This is a genomic window from Pseudomonas sp. EA_65y_Pfl1_P113, assembly GCF_963970525.1.
Lineage (GTDB): Bacteria > Pseudomonadota > Gammaproteobacteria > Pseudomonadales > Pseudomonadaceae > Aquipseudomonas > Aquipseudomonas tritici.
The window spans coordinates 186,874-200,808 of record NZ_CAXAQM010000007.1; the positions used below are offsets into that span (position 1 = coordinate 186,874).

Below are 13,935 nucleotides of genomic sequence, written 5' to 3' on the forward strand. Positions count from 1 at the left end.
AACCAAGGCTTCACTGGGTAGGGTTGTGCATTAAAAACAGCCGAGTGAGCCCTTATCCATGAAAAGACTGTTGTTGACCCTCACCAGCGCCCTATTGATTGGTGCCAACGCCATGGCCGCCGAACCGGCCTCCTGCAAAAACATCCGCATGGGCGTGGTCAGTTGGACCGACGTGGTCGCCACTTCCGGCATGGTTGACGTGCTGCTCAATGGTCTGGGCTACGACAGCAAACAAACCAGCGCCGTGCAGCAGATCATTTTTGCCGGCATCCGCGACAAGCGCCTGGATATCTTCCTCGGCTACTGGAAGCCGGCGATGGACAACAACATCGCGCCGTTCCTGGCGGCCAAGCAGGTCAAAGTCTTCGACAAACCCAGCCTCACCGACGCCCAGGCCACCCTGGCCGTGCCGCAATACGTAGCGGATGCCGGCCTGAAGACCTTTGCCGACATTGCTCGCTTCAAGGACAAACTGGGCGGCAAGCTCTATGGCATCGAGCCCGGCAGTGGCGCGAATACCGATATCCAGAAAATGATCGACACCAACCGCTTCGGCCTGGGCGGCTTCAAGCTGATTGCCTCTGGCGAAGCGGGGATGCTGGCGGCGGTGCAGCGCGCGGTGAATCGCAAGGAGTTCGTGGTCTTTGTCGGTTGGACGCCGCACCCGATGAACATCAACATGAAAATGGCTTACCTCACTGGCAGTGAAGATGTGTTCGGCCCCAGCGAAGGCCGCGCCACCGTCTCTACCGTCACTGCGCCAGACTTTGCCGAACGTTGCCCCAACGCCAACCGTTTGTTGGTAAACCTCACCTTCACTGCCGCCCAGGAAAGCCAGTTGATGGTGCCGATCATGGCGCGCGAATCGCCCCAGGACGTGGCCCGGCAATGGTTGCGCGATCATCCCGAGGACCTGCAGCGCTGGCTGGTCGGGGTCACGGCGTTTGATGGCACGGACGCAGTGGCAGCTGTACAAGCCAGCCTGGAGCTCTGAGAACCTGCACCGATCAACTGTGTCAGGGATATTGGCGCATGTATCCGATTTCTCCACAGCTTGCCGCGTTCGTCGCAAAAACCGAGTCCTTCGCCAGCGACGACTCATCGCTTGCTGGATTGCGCCAGGCCTACGACCGTATGTGCCAGGCATTCACCCCGCCGGCACCCGACAACTTATCCATCACGGACTTTTCCCTGGCCGGCGTGGGCGTGCGCAGTTACATGCCCTTCACGCCGGCCCCAGCGGGTGGTTGGTCATGTCTTCTCTATATACACGGTGGCGGCTGGGTCGTCGGCGGCCTGGATTCCCATGACTTCATCTGTTTCGAACTCGCCAGCGCTCTGCAGGTGCTGGTGATCGCCATCGATTACCGGCTGGCGCCTGAGCATCCGTTCCCGGCCGCGTACGAAGATTGTCGTGCGGTGTGGCAGGCGATCCAGTCGGGGCAAGGGCCGCACGTTATCAATCAGCAACAACTGGTGGTGATCGGTGACAGCGCGGGCGGCAATCTGGCAGCGGCGTTATGCCTGGGGCTGCGTGATGATCGGCAACCGCTGCCCCGCGCCCAAGTGTTGATCTATCCGGGCCTGGGTGGCCCATCCGACCTGCCGTCGCGCCGCGACTGCATGGACGCGCCGCTGCTCAGCAGCGCCGACACCGAGAGCTATCTGGCGCTGTACCTGCGGGGCAGTGGCAACCCGTCGCCCTACGCCATGCCGCTGTTGGCCGAAGATCTCAGCGGTTTGCCCAAGGCATTCATTGCTGTGGCCCAGTTCGACCCACTGCGTGACGACGGCCTGCTCTACGCCGAACGCCTGCAAGCGGCGGGCGTGGTCAGCGTACTTTATCCAGGGAAGGGCCTTGTCCACGGCTGCCTGCGGGCGCGGCGGCAGGCGCCGGAGGTGGATCAGCTCTACGATTGCCTGTTGCAGTACCTGGGGAGAGAAGGGCTGACACAGGTCTAAGCGCGCAAGGACATGCTCATTGCACAATTCGGGTTTATAGTGCCAGACGGCAGAATAAAAGACGTCCCCCCAGGGATGAACCCGACCCCTTACGGAGCGCGCAATGCAGACTTGGTACCCGCAGATCAAACCCTACGCCCGGCACGATCTGGCAGTCGATGACACCCACACGCTGTACGTCGATGAAAGTGGCTCCCCCGAAGGCTTGCCCGTCGTCTTCATCCATGGTGGCCCAGGTTCCGGTTGCGACGCCCAGAGCCGCTGTTATTTCGATCCGAACCTTTACCATATTGTGACCTTCGACCAGCGTGGCTGCGGTCGCTCCACGCCTCGCGCCAGTCTGGAAAACAACACCACATGGGATCTAGTCGCCGACCTCGAGCGTATCCGCGAACATTTGGGGATCGACAAATGGGTGCTGTTCGGCGGTTCCTGGGGCTCTACCCTGGCCCTGGCCTACGCGCAAACCCACCCGGAGCGCGTGCTTGGTCTGATCGTGCGTGGCATATTCCTGGCCCGTCCGCAGGATATCGAATGGTTCTACCAGGCCGGTGCGAGCCGGCTGTTCCCGGATTACTGGCAGGATTACATCGCGCCGATCCCACCGGAAGAGCGCCACGACATGATCGCCGCTTACCACAAGCGCCTCACCGGCAACGACCAGATCGCCCAGATGCACGCGGCCAAGGCCTGGTCCGGCTGGGAAGGGCGCATGCTGGGCCTGTGCCCGAGCCCGCAGCACGTGGAGCGGTTTTCCGAACCGCAACGCGCCCTATCCATCGCGCGGATCGAGTGCCACTACTTCACCAACAACTCCTTCCTGGAGCCCAATCAGCTGATCCGTGATATGCACAAGATCGCTCATCTGCCTGGCGTCATCATTCATGGACGCTACGATATGATCTGCCCATTGGATAACGCCTGGGAGCTGCACCAGGCTTGGCCCAACAGTGAACTGCAGGTGATTCGCGAGGCCGGTCATGCGGCGTCCGAACCCGGGATCACCGATGCGTTGGTGCGTGCGACCAGCGAAATGGCACGGCGCTTGCTCGACCTGCCGCCAGAAGAAGCATGAAGGGCCTGTTGCAACGGGTGCGTAGCGCCCGCGTAGAGGTGGCGGGCGAAGTCGTCGGCGCAATCGATCAGGGTTTGCTGGTGCTGGTCGCCGTCGAACCTTCAGATACCCCCGAGAGCGCCGACAAATTGCTGCACAAGCTGTTGAACTACCGGGTGTTCAGCGATGACGAGGGCAAGATGAACCTGTCGTTGAAGGACATCGGCGGTGGGTTGTTGCTGGTGTCGCAGTTCACGCTGGCGGCGGATACCAAGAGCGGGCTGCGACCGAGCTTCTCCACAGCGGCCCCACCGGCACTGGGAGCGGCGCTTTTTGATCACTTGCTGTTACAAGCGAAACAATTGCATGGCAAGGTGGCGTCGGGGCGTTTTGGCGCCGATATGCAGGTGCATTTGGTCAATGACGGGCCTGTCACCTTCCTCTTGCAGACGTGAATGTATTAAAAACGACTTTTAATGCCTAAAAACGCAGGGTTTCGCTACAAATACTTCGTTGTCCCTGATGCGTTGTCTCGCGGGCTACTAGATAATCGCGCGCTACGGGGATCAGCGTTGTTTGGTCCATTTTTGATTTAGGTAGAGACTTGTCCGACAACCCATGGGGAATCATTTTGTCCCAGGGGAGTCGGAACAATGCTCGCCAACCTGGCATATAGATAGCTGGCCGTTGGTTTTTTGATCTGTTTTCGGCGAGGGTTGCTCGTGATTGTTAGTCCCTGTAATGCACCAAAATTGTCTGCCAAACGGTTACGAAACGCACTGGTGACGGGCTCCGCCCTGTTTTGCCTGTTCGGCGCGGGTCAACTGTGGGCATTCAGTCTGGATGATGTGTCGGCCAAGGCAAAAGAGCTGGCCGGGCAGAAATACGAAGCTCCGCGCAGCAATCTGCCGAACGAATTCCGCGAAATGAAATTCGCCGACTATCAAAAGATTCGTTTCCGTAACGAAAAGGCCGAGTGGGCCGATCAGAACACCCCGTTCAAGTTGTCCTTCTATCACCAGGGTATGCACTTCGATACGCCGGTGAAAATCAACGAAGTCACCGCCGACAGCGTCAATGAAATCAAGTACGACCCGACGCGTTTCGATTTCGGTGACGTGAAATTTGATCCTAAAGCCACCGATCAGCTGGGTTATGCCGGTTTCCGTGTGCTTTACCCGATCAACAAGAACGACAAGCAAGACGAAATCATGACCATGCTGGGCGCCAGCTACTTCCGCGTGGTCGGCAAAGGTCAGGTCTATGGCCTGTCTGCCCGCGGCATGGCGATCGACACTGCATTGCCTTCCGGCGAAGAATTCCCGCGTTTCACCGAGTTCTGGATCGAGCGTCCGAAGCCGGGTGAAAAACACCTGGTGATCTTTGCCTTGCTGGACTCGCCACGCGCAACCGGCGCTTACCGCCTGATCCTGCGTCCGGGCACCGACACCATTGTCGATGTGAAATCCCAGATGTTCCTGCGCGACAAGGTCACCAAACTGGGCGTTGCCCCGTTGACCAGCATGTACCTGTTCGGCGCGAACCAGCCGTCCAAAGTGCTCAACTACCGTCGTGAGCTCCACGATTCCAGCGGTCTTTCGATCCATGCCGGCAACGGCGAGTGGATCTGGCGCCCACTGAACAACCCTAAACACCTGTCGGTCAGCAACTTCACCGTCGAGAACCCGAAAGGTTTCGGCCTGCTGCAACGTGGTCGCGACTTCAGCCACTACGAAGACCTTGACGATAACTACGACAAGCGCCCAAGCGCCTGGATCGAGCCTGAGGGCGACTGGGGCAAAGGCACCGTCAACCTGGTAGAGATTCCGACTGCCGATGAAACCAACGACAACATCGTTGCTTTCTGGAGCCCGGAAAAACTGCCGGAAGTGGGCCAGCCGCTGGACGTTTCCTACCGCATGCACTGGACCATGGACGAGAAAGCCTTGCACCCGGCCGACAGCGCCTGGGTCAAGCAGACCCTGCGTTCCACCGGTGACGTGAAGCAGTCCAACCTGATCCGCCAGCCGGATGGCAGCGTGGCCTACCTGGTCGACTTCGAGGGCCCGTCCCTCAAGGCTCTGCCGTCGGACGCCGCGGTTCGCAGCCAGGTCAGTGTCAGCGACAACGCCGAACTGGTTGAAAACAGCGTGCGCTACAACGAGCACACCAAAGGGTGGCGCCTGACCCTGCGCATGAAGATCAAGGACGCAGGCAAGCCGACCGAAATGCGTGCGGCACTGGTGCAGGACGTTGCCCCGCCTGCCCCAGAGCAGGACTCGAGCCACGTGCTCAAGGCCGACAAGGTTCTGGCCAAGCAACACGAGAAACAGGCCAAGAAAGACGCAAAAAACAAGGACGCCAAGCAGCCAGAAGCTGCCCCAGCCACACCGGAGCCGATCAAGACCGAGCAAGTCCTGACCGAAACCTGGAGCTATCAGTTGCCTGCCGATGAGTAATTCTCAAGCCATGCCCGAGACTCTGTCCGAGTACCTGGCGCATCTACCGATGACCGCTGAGCAGCGCGCCGAACTGGCGGGCTGCACATCCTTCACCGAGTTGCACGAGCGCTTGTCATCGTCGACGTTCGACGCGCCCGTCGAAGCCGCCCAGGCGTCGGTTGGCCGCCGGTTGACCCTCAACACTGCCGAAGAGCTGCAAGACGCCGAAATGCTGGTGCTCGACGCCAGCGGTCGCGTGTGCCTCAAGGCCACGCCGCCGATTCGTCGTACCCGTGTGGTTCCGGAGCCGTGGCGCACCAATATCCTGGTGCGCGGCTGGCGCCGTATCACCGGCCGCAGCAATCCGCCGGCACCGCCGAAGGATGAACGCGTACTGCCGGCCGCCCGCTGGCGTACCGTCGGCTCGATCCGCCGTTACATCCTACTGGTGCTGATGCTCGGCCAGACCATCGTGGCCGGCTGGTACATGAAAGGCATCATGCCGTACCAGGGCTGGTCGCTCGTTGACTTCGACGAGATCCGCAACCAGACCCTGCTGCAAACCGCTACCCAGGTACTGCCTTACGCCCTGCAAACCAGCATCCTGATCATGTTCGGGATCTTGTTCTGCTGGGTGTCGGCCGGTTTCTGGACCGCGTTGATGGGCTTCCTGGAACTGCTCACTGGCCACGATAAATACCGCATCTCCGGTAAAAGTGCCGGTGATGAGCCGATCCCGAAAGACGCCCGCACTGCGCTGGTGATGCCGATCTGCAACGAAGACGTGCCCCGGGTATTTGCCGGCCTGCGCGCTACGTTCGAGTCGGTCGCCGCCACCGGTGACCTGGATCGCTTCGACTTCTTCGTGCTCAGCGACAGCAATGACGCCGACATCTGCATCGCCGAACAGCAAGCCTGGCTCGACGTGTGCCGCGAAGCCGGTGGTTTCGGCAAGCTCTTCTATCGCCGTCGTCGCCGTCGGGTAAAGCGCAAGAGCGGCAACCTCGACGACTTCTGCCGTCGTTGGGGCGGTGACTACAAATACATGGTCGTGCTTGACGCTGACAGCGTGATGAGCGGCGAATGCCTGACCAGCCTGGTGCGCCTGATGGAAGCCACGCCGGATGCGGGGATTATCCAGACCGCGCCACGCGCGTCGGGCATGGACACCCTGTATGCGCGCATGCAGCAGTTCGCCACGCGTGTTTATGGCCCGCTGTTCACGGCCGGCCTGCACTTCTGGCAGCTGGGTGAATCCCACTATTGGGGTCACAACGCGATCATCCGCATGAAGCCGTTTATCGAGCACTGCGCCTTGGCGCCATTGCCAGGTAAGGGCGCGTTCGCCGGTTCGATTCTGTCCCATGACTTCGTTGAAGCAGCGCTGATGCGCCGTGCCGGCTGGGGCGTGTGGATTGCCTACGACCTGCCGGGCAGTTACGAAGAACTGCCGCCGAACCTGCTGGACGAACTCAAGCGTGACCGTCGCTGGTGCCACGGTAACCTGATGAACTTCCGCCTGTTCCTGGTTAAAGGCATGCACCCGGTGCACCGCGCGGTGTTCCTGACCGGCGTGATGTCCTACCTGTCGGCGCCGTTATGGTTCCTGTTCCTGGTGTTGTCCACGGCGCTGCTGGCGGTGAACACGCTGATGGAGCCGCAGTACTTCATGGCGCCACGCCAGTTGTACCCGCTGTGGCCGCAATGGCATCCGGACAAGGCGGTGGCGCTGTTCTCCACCACCATCGTGCTGCTGTTCCTGCCCAAGCTGCTGAGCATCATTTTGATCTGGGCCAAGGGCGCGAAAGAGTTCGGTGGCAAGTTCAAGGTGACGATGTCGATGCTGCTGGAGATGCTGTTCTCTATGCTGCTGGCGCCGGTGCGGATGATTTTTCACACGCGTTTCGTGCTTGCCGCGTTCCTCGGCTGGGCCGCGACATGGAACTCGCCCAAGCGTGATGACGACTCGACTACCTGGGGTGAAGCCTTCAAACGCCACGGTACGCAAACCTTGCTCGGCTTCCTCTGGGCCTTGCTGGTGGTGTGGTTGAATCCAAGCTTCCTGTGGTGGCTGGTGCCGATTGTCGGCTCGTTGATGCTGTCGATTCCGGTGTCGGTGATTTCCAGTCGGGTCAACCTGGGCCTCAAGTCCCGCGACGAGAGCCTGTTCCTGATCCCTGAGGAATACAATCCACCGCAGGCGTTGCTGTCGACCGAGCAGTACACTCACGAAAACCGTTGGCACGCGCTGAACGACGGCTTTGTGCGCTCGGTGGTTGATCCACAGCAAAACGCCCTGGCGTGTGCCCTGGCGACCTCACGGCACCGTGAGTCCGAGCCGATCGAGCACCTGCGTACAGAGCGTGTGCGTCATGCGTTGAAAGTCGGCCCAGCCGGCCTTAACAACGGCGAACGCGTGGCATTGCTCAGCGACCCGGTAGCCCTGGCTCGCCTGCACGAGCAGGTGTGGAGCGAAGGCCATGCCGAGTGGCTCGCCGCCTGGCGGGACTCGATCAAGGCCGATCCGCACGCGCCGTTGCTACCCCTGCAACCGCTGCCATCCCAGGCCCAACCGGCCTGATTCAGACGCCCCCGAGGGCTCACCTCGGGGGCGTTCGAAACGCTGATCCTACAGCGTTTCCAAGCTTTTCCCTCTCTCGTTAACCTTCTGTTATTTCGAAACAAAAGACCCTCGTCCAAGGCGTATTGCCGTGCCCGTGGCTGAGTTAGCATCGCCCCCGAATTTGACTCGGCCACTGGGGTATTCATGAGCAAAGGCTATTGTTCGGCGCTGTTGATAGGCGCTGTCGCATTGATTCACATAGGCCTGGCACAGGCAGGCGCGATTGACGACGCGGTTCGACGCGGTGTGCTGAAAGTCGGCACCACGCCCACTTACATGCCCTTTGAAATGACCGATAAACAAGGGCGCATCGTCGGCTTTGAAATCGACCTGCTCAAGGTCATGAGCCAGGCCTTGGGGGTTGATCTTGAATTGGTTGCAGTGCCTTACAACGAGTTGGTGGAGGGGTTGCAGGCGAAAAATTTTGACCTGATCGGCAGCGGTATGACCGTCACCCAGGAACGCAACATTAAGCTGAACTTCAGCGATTCGTTCATCGTGGTCGGTCAGTCAGTGTTGCTGCATCCACGTCTCATGGGCAAGGTCGCCAGTGTCGAAGACCTGGACGATGCCAGCTACCGAATCGCTACCGCCGAAGGCACCACCGGCGAGTCAGCGGCGCGACGGTTTCTGGGGGCGGCCCGGCTCAGCAGTTTTGCAACGCCGGAAGAGGGCGTGCGCCAAGTGGTGCAAGGCGAGGCCGATGCCTTTATTCATGACGCACCCTATAACCTCATCGCCTTGAGTCGCCCGGAAAACAGCGCGCTGCTGGCGCTTGAGCAACCCTTCACCTTTGAACCCCTGGCGTTTGGCTTGAAGAAAGGCGATTTCGACAGCCTCAACTGGATCAACCACTTCCTCAACCAGGTTGCCCTGGATGGGACCTACGATCGCTTGCACGACAAGTGGTTTAAGGACACGGCCTGGATGGCGGAAATCGACTGAAAGTCATAACTCTATACACATCAATCCGTTACTGCTGCGCTCTGCCCAAATGTCTATGCGTGCGCTTTGCCTTGGCGTTGCTGGGCTTTTGCGAGATACGCCGATAACAAATAGCCGTGAAACCTTTGTAGCGGGAGGCGAGTGGGTTAGGATCGCACCCCGAAATGGTGCAGCCCTTTTGCGCGCCGACCTTACAAGAATCGTTCAGGGGACTTGATGATGAAGAAGTATCTTTCGATGCTGCTGCTTGGCGTCACCGCGCTGGTCGCGGCCAACGCGGCCCAGGCCGGCGCAATCGATGATGCGGTCAAGCGTGGCACGCTGAAAGTCGGCATGGACCCGACCTACATGCCGTTTGAAATGACCGACAAGCGCGGTGAAATCATCGGCTTCGAAGTCGACATCCTCAAGGCCATGGCCAAGTCCATGGGCGTCAAGCTGGAGCTGGTATCCACTGGCTATGACGGCATCATCCCGGCCTTCCTGACCGGCAAGTTCGACATGATCGGCAGCGGCATGACCCTGACCCAGGAACGCAACCTGCGCCTGAACTTCAGCGAGCCCTTCATCGTGGTCGGCCAGACCCTGCTGATTCGCAAGGAGCTGGAAGGCACCATCAAGTCTTACAAAGACCTGAACGACGAGAAATACCGCCTGACCTCCAAGCTGGGTACCACGGGCGAGATGGTCGCCAAGAAGCTGATCTCCAAGGCCAAGTACCACGGCTACGATAACGAGCAGGAAGGCGTGCTGGACGTGGTCAACGGCAAGGCCGATGCCTTTGTGTATGACGCACCGTACAACGTGGTTGCCCAGAAGAAAGTCGGTAGCGGCAAGCTGGTGTTCCTCGAAGAACCGTTCACCTTCGAACCCCTGGCGTTTGGCCTGAAAAAAGGCGACTACGACAGCATCAACTTCATCAACAACTTCCTGCACCAGATCCGCAACGACGGCACCTACGATCGTATCCATGACAAGTGGTTCAAGCGCTCCGAGTGGCTCAAGGATATGGAATAAGCCAGGCTGAATACCGAGTCGCGTCCTTCGCGAGCAAGCCCGCTCCCACATTTGACCGAGTTCCAACATGAGAATGCGGTCGAAAGTGGGAGCGGTGGTTCGACGTTTCGACTTGCTCGCGAAGGCGGCCTCACAGGCGACACAAAACCCGGAAAGTAAAATGAAACAGAAAAAAGCCCAATGGCCCTGGCACCTGCTGACCGTGGTCGTGCTGGTCGGCCTGGCTGGCGCCTTGTACTACGCCACCTCGCTGATGTCCTACGAGTGGCGTTGGAACCGCGTGCCGCAATACTTCGTCTACCAGGCTGAGACGTCCCAGCGTGCCGCCGACATCTCCACGGTTGTCGAACTGGTGCGCAAAGGCGATGTGGCTGAAGTGACCCTGCGCAACGACGCGGGTGCCGAGCAAAGGCTGACCGTTGCCGACAACAGCCTGCAAGTGGCGCGTGGCGACGATGTGGCCGAAGGCGACGTGGTGGGCGTGACCCGGCATTGGGCGTTGGGCCCTTTGATGTGGGGGTTGTGGACCACGCTGTGGCTGTCGGTGGTATCCGGCATCCTCGGGCTGGCGATCGGGCTGGCGACCGGCTTGTGCCGGCTGTCCAATAACCCGACCCTGCGCGATCTGTCGACGATCTACGTCGAGCTGGTGCGCGGCACGCCGCTGTTGGTGCAAATCTTCATTTTCTATTTCTTTATCGGCACGGTACTCAACCTGTCCCGGGAATTTGCCGGTATCGCCGCGCTGTCGCTGTTCACTGGCGCGTATGTGGCGGAAATCGTGCGCGCTGGCGTGCAGTCCATCACCCGTGGCCAGAACGAAGCCGCTCGCTCCTTAGGCCTGAGCGCGAGCCAGTCGATGCGCCATGTGGTATTGCCGCAGGCGTTCAAGCGCGTGCTGCCGCCGTTGGCCGGGCAATTTATCAGCCTGGTAAAGGACACTTCCCTGGTGTCGGTGATCGCGATTACCGAACTGCTCAAGAGCGGCCGCGAGGTGATCACCACTTCGTTCTCGCCGTTTGAAATCCTGTTCTGCGTCGCAGGCTTGTACCTGCTGATCAACCTGCCGCTGTCGAAAATCGCCAGTCGGCTTGAGCGGAGGCTCGCGCAAAGTGATTGAAGTCCGCGATCTGGTAAAAGTCTTCGACACGCGTGGCCAAGTAGTGCGCGCGGTGGACCACGTCACCACCCAGGTGGCCAAGGGCGAAGTGCTGGTGGTGATCGGCCCGTCGGGCTCCGGCAAGTCGACCTTCCTGCGTTGCCTTAATGGCCTTGAGGCGTTCGACTCCGGCTCGGTGAGCATCGACGGCCTGCAACTGGCTGATCCGAAAACCGACGTCAACGCCTACCGCCGTGAAGTTGGCATGGTGTTCCAGCACTTCAACCTGTTCCCTCACATGACTGTGCTGGAAAACCTGTGCCTGGCGCAGAAAGTCGTGCGCAAGCGCGGCAAGCAGGAGCGTGAGGCCAAGGCCCTGGCGCTGCTGGAGAAGGTCGGTATCGCGCAAAAGGCCAATGAATTTCCATCCCGCTTGTCCGGCGGCCAGCAACAACGGGTCGCGATTGCCCGAGCCCTGGCGATGGAGCCCAAGGTGATGCTCTTTGATGAGCCCACTTCGGCGCTCGACCCGGAAATGGTCGGCGAGGTGCTGGATGTGATGAAGACCCTGGCCATGGAAGGCATGACCATGGTCTGCGTCACCCACGAAATGGGCTTTGCCCGTGAAGTGGCCGACCGCGTGCTGTTTTTCGACCATGGCAAGTTGCTGGAAGACGCGGCCCCGGCCGAGTTCTTCGCTGCGCCCAAAGACCCAAGGGCCCAGGCGTTCCTGCGCCAAGTCCTCTGATGTCGCAAACCACAGGTCAAAGCCGGAACTTGTCGACCAGTGTCTGCAGGTCCAGGCTCAGCCGCGTCAACTGAACACTGGCCGCCGCCGTTTCCTCGCTGGCGGCCGCTGTTTGCTCCGACACGTCCCGCACTTTCATCACGCTGCAATTTATTTCCTCGGCCACGGCACTTTGTTGTTCGGCGGCAGCGGCAATCTGCGGGTTCATTTCCTGGATGATCGAGACTGTACGGATAATGGCTACCAATGCATCGCCTGCGTCGCGGCTCCGGTCGACACTGTTGTCGGTCAGCGCGCGGCTGCCGTCCAAAATGTCTGCCACCTGTTGGGTGCCGGTGTGCAGGCCGCAGATCAGTCCTTCGATTTCTTCAGCGGATGCCTGCGTGCGCAAGGCCAGGCTGCGGACTTCATCGGCGACCACAGCAAACCCTTCGCCTGCCGTGCCCGCACGCGCCGCTTCAATGGCCGCGTTCAGGGCCAGCAGGTTGGTTTGTTGAGACACTGATTTTATGACGTCCAACACACCTCCGATTTTTTGGCTTTCGCGTTGCAATGCAATCATCGCCTGGCTGGAGCGCGCCATTTCGTGGGCCAGATGGCCAATTTGCTCCACCGCCTGCCCGACGACCTTGTCCCCGGTGCTGGCTTGTTGATCGGCCTCATTGGCCGCCGCCGATGCTTGTTCGGCATGTCGTGCGACTTCTTGGGCGGTGGCGAGCATTTCATTCATCGCTGTGGCCATCTGGTCTGTTTCGTCTTTCTGATCATTGATCCCGGCGCGAGTCTGCTCGGTGACGGCTGAGAGCTGCGTGGCGGCGCTGGCGATCTGCCGGGCGCTGTCGCCAATGCTGCTGATCAGGCTGCGCAGGTTGCGGGTCATTTGTCCGATGCTTTGCTGCAACTGGCCCAGTTCGTCGCGACGTTCCACCTGGATGTCGTGGCTCAAGTCGCCGTCGGCGACACGGTGAGCGGCAGTGAGGATTTCGCGCAGCGGCACGGCAATCTGCCGGGCGATCCACCAGGCGGCAAATGAACCCAGCAACAAGGCGGCCACCGTGACACTCGAAAGCAAGGTGCGGGTATGGTCAGCCTCACTGTCGCGCTTGATGGTCTGGCTTTGGCTCAGCAATTCATTGTGTTCCAGTAACTGGTTGAGTTGTTGTTCAAAGCGGTTCTGTACGGTCTCAGTGGTGAGCTGGGCTTCCTTGAGCGTGAGGAGCTGCGCACGGTAGTTCGCCAGGTCTGTTTTGAGCAGGGCCGAATCGACAGGCAGGCGGGTCACGGCGGCCTGGGCAACGTCCAGCGCGTCGAGGGTGTTGCTGACGGCGTCGGCGTAGGCTTGCAACGTTTCGGCCGCCCAGGCGGGGCTCTGGGCGCGATCCGCGGCCTGCTCCATGACGTGGCGCAGGTTTTCAATCGCATCCAGTGCTTGCTGGTCTTGCTGGTCAGGCAGTTCGCTGGCCAGCTGCGCGAGGGTGTCGCTGGCCTGCAGCGCCATCGCGTGGAGCGGCGGGCGAGTATTGTCGCGCCGTTCGATCAAGGGTGGCAGTTCTACGAGCGTGGCTTTGAAACTGGCCACCAGGCGTTCCGCTTCCTGGATGCGCCGCAGTTCTGCTGGGTCCTCAAGGTGGTTTGCCAGGTCGCGCAGATGCTGGTCGATGGTTTCAATCTGTTGCGCCATCTTGCCCAGGCTGGCGGTGTCAGTGAGGGTGCGGTAAACGATACGGTCGGCGCGCATCGCCTCCGCGACAGCCGCCAGTTGGCCCAGTGTCGACAAGTTGCTTGAGCGCAGAAGTACGTCATTCAGGGCCTGCCAGCCGGTCACGGCGATGACGAGGCTGAGGACCAGCACCTGGCCAAATCCCAGGGCGAGTTTGATACGGACGCTGGCGTTGACCAGCAAGCGGGTCAGCCGAGGAAACATGGTGAACCTCCAAATCTGAAAAAGCGCGTAGACCAACGCTAAATCGATTCGGGGTGATGGCGGGCTGATAACTACGTAGGAAGTTTCACAACTTGCGGCGGCCTCGACTGGCCGCCGCGTAG

Annotated in this window: 11 protein-coding genes; 10 read left to right on the top strand and 1 reads right to left on the bottom strand. The window is 60.3% G+C overall.

Going from position 1 to position 13,935, the window contains the following annotated elements; translation table 11 throughout:
* The first annotated feature begins 58 nt into the window (after nt 1-58).
* The 10 genes from choX to AACY52_RS09635 all read left to right on the top strand — a co-directional run bounded on the left by choX (nt 59) and on the right by AACY52_RS09635 (nt 11,889).
* A complete protein-coding gene (choX, locus tag AACY52_RS09590; RefSeq protein ID WP_339560445.1) occupies nt 59-994 on the top strand; it encodes a choline ABC transporter substrate-binding protein in 936 nt (311 codons plus the stop codon).
* Between the two features lie 38 nt (nt 995-1,032).
* The gene (locus AACY52_RS09595) at nt 1,033-1,962 is read left to right on the top strand and encodes an alpha/beta hydrolase (protein WP_339497321.1); all 930 of its coding nucleotides are present in this window, start codon (nt 1,033-1,035) and stop codon (nt 1,960-1,962) included.
* A gap of 103 nt (nt 1,963-2,065) precedes the next feature.
* Nucleotides 2,066-3,037 carry a prolyl aminopeptidase gene (pip, locus tag AACY52_RS09600; protein WP_339438074.1) on the top strand — a complete coding sequence of 324 codons (972 nt, stop codon included), beginning with the start codon at nt 2,066-2,068 and terminating at the stop codon, nt 3,035-3,037.
* On the top strand, nt 3,034-3,471 hold the full coding sequence (gene dtd, locus AACY52_RS09605) for a D-aminoacyl-tRNA deacylase (protein ID WP_339415523.1): 438 nt from the start codon (nt 3,034-3,036) through the stop codon (nt 3,469-3,471). The genes pip and dtd overlap by 4 nt, the downstream gene beginning before the upstream one ends.
* Nucleotides 3,472-3,738: 267 nt before the next feature.
* Entirely contained in the window at nt 3,739-5,475 is a 1,737-nt protein-coding gene (locus AACY52_RS09610) for a glucan biosynthesis protein G (protein WP_339415524.1), read from the top strand.
* Nucleotides 5,468-8,038 (top strand): glucans biosynthesis glucosyltransferase MdoH, encoded by a 2,571-nt coding sequence (mdoH, locus tag AACY52_RS09615; protein WP_339560446.1) that lies wholly within the window; start codon nt 5,468-5,470, stop codon nt 8,036-8,038. Before AACY52_RS09610 ends, mdoH begins: the two co-directional genes overlap by 8 nt.
* Before the next feature lie 186 nt (nt 8,039-8,224).
* Nucleotides 8,225-9,025, top strand: a complete 801-nt coding sequence (locus tag AACY52_RS09620) for a transporter substrate-binding domain-containing protein (protein WP_339415526.1) — start codon at nt 8,225-8,227, stop codon at nt 9,023-9,025.
* Nucleotides 9,026-9,244: 219 nt separating this feature from the next.
* A complete protein-coding gene (locus AACY52_RS09625; protein WP_339415527.1) occupies nt 9,245-10,042 on the top strand; it encodes a transporter substrate-binding domain-containing protein in 798 nt (265 codons plus the stop codon).
* Between the two features lie 160 nt (nt 10,043-10,202).
* On the top strand, nt 10,203-11,162 hold the full coding sequence (locus AACY52_RS09630) for an amino acid ABC transporter permease (protein ID WP_339415528.1): 960 nt from the start codon (nt 10,203-10,205) through the stop codon (nt 11,160-11,162).
* Nucleotides 11,155-11,889: an amino acid ABC transporter ATP-binding protein gene (locus AACY52_RS09635; RefSeq protein ID WP_339415529.1), complete on the top strand. Its 735-nt coding sequence runs from the start codon at nt 11,155-11,157 to the stop codon at nt 11,887-11,889. The genes AACY52_RS09630 and AACY52_RS09635 overlap by 8 nt, the downstream gene beginning before the upstream one ends.
* Nucleotides 11,890-11,905: 16 nt before the next feature.
* Here AACY52_RS09635 and AACY52_RS09640 read toward each other — a convergent pair whose 3' ends face one another.
* The gene (locus AACY52_RS09640) at nt 11,906-13,813 is read right to left on the bottom strand and encodes a methyl-accepting chemotaxis protein (protein WP_339415530.1); all 1,908 of its coding nucleotides are present in this window, start codon (nt 13,811-13,813) and stop codon (nt 11,906-11,908) included.
* Between the last annotated feature and the right edge of the window lie 122 nt (nt 13,814-13,935).

Coding starts and splice junctions, on each gene's coding strand:
- mdoH (WP_339560446.1), top strand. CDS start 5,468: ATGAGTAATTCTCAAGCCATGCCCGAGACTCTGTCCGAGTACCTGGCG.
- choX (WP_339560445.1), top strand. CDS start 59: ATGAAAAGACTGTTGTTGACCCTCACCAGCGCCCTATTGATTGGTGCC.
- dtd (WP_339415523.1), top strand. CDS start 3,034: ATGAAGGGCCTGTTGCAACGGGTGCGTAGCGCCCGCGTAGAGGTGGCG.
- AACY52_RS09595 (WP_339497321.1), top strand. CDS start 1,033: ATGTATCCGATTTCTCCACAGCTTGCCGCGTTCGTCGCAAAAACCGAG.
- AACY52_RS09630 (WP_339415528.1), top strand. CDS start 10,203: ATGAAACAGAAAAAAGCCCAATGGCCCTGGCACCTGCTGACCGTGGTC.
- pip (WP_339438074.1), top strand. CDS start 2,066: ATGCAGACTTGGTACCCGCAGATCAAACCCTACGCCCGGCACGATCTG.
- AACY52_RS09620 (WP_339415526.1), top strand. CDS start 8,225: ATGAGCAAAGGCTATTGTTCGGCGCTGTTGATAGGCGCTGTCGCATTG.
- AACY52_RS09625 (WP_339415527.1), top strand. CDS start 9,245: ATGAAGAAGTATCTTTCGATGCTGCTGCTTGGCGTCACCGCGCTGGTC.
- AACY52_RS09640 (WP_339415530.1), bottom strand. CDS start 13,813: ATGTTTCCTCGGCTGACCCGCTTGCTGGTCAACGCCAGCGTCCGTATC.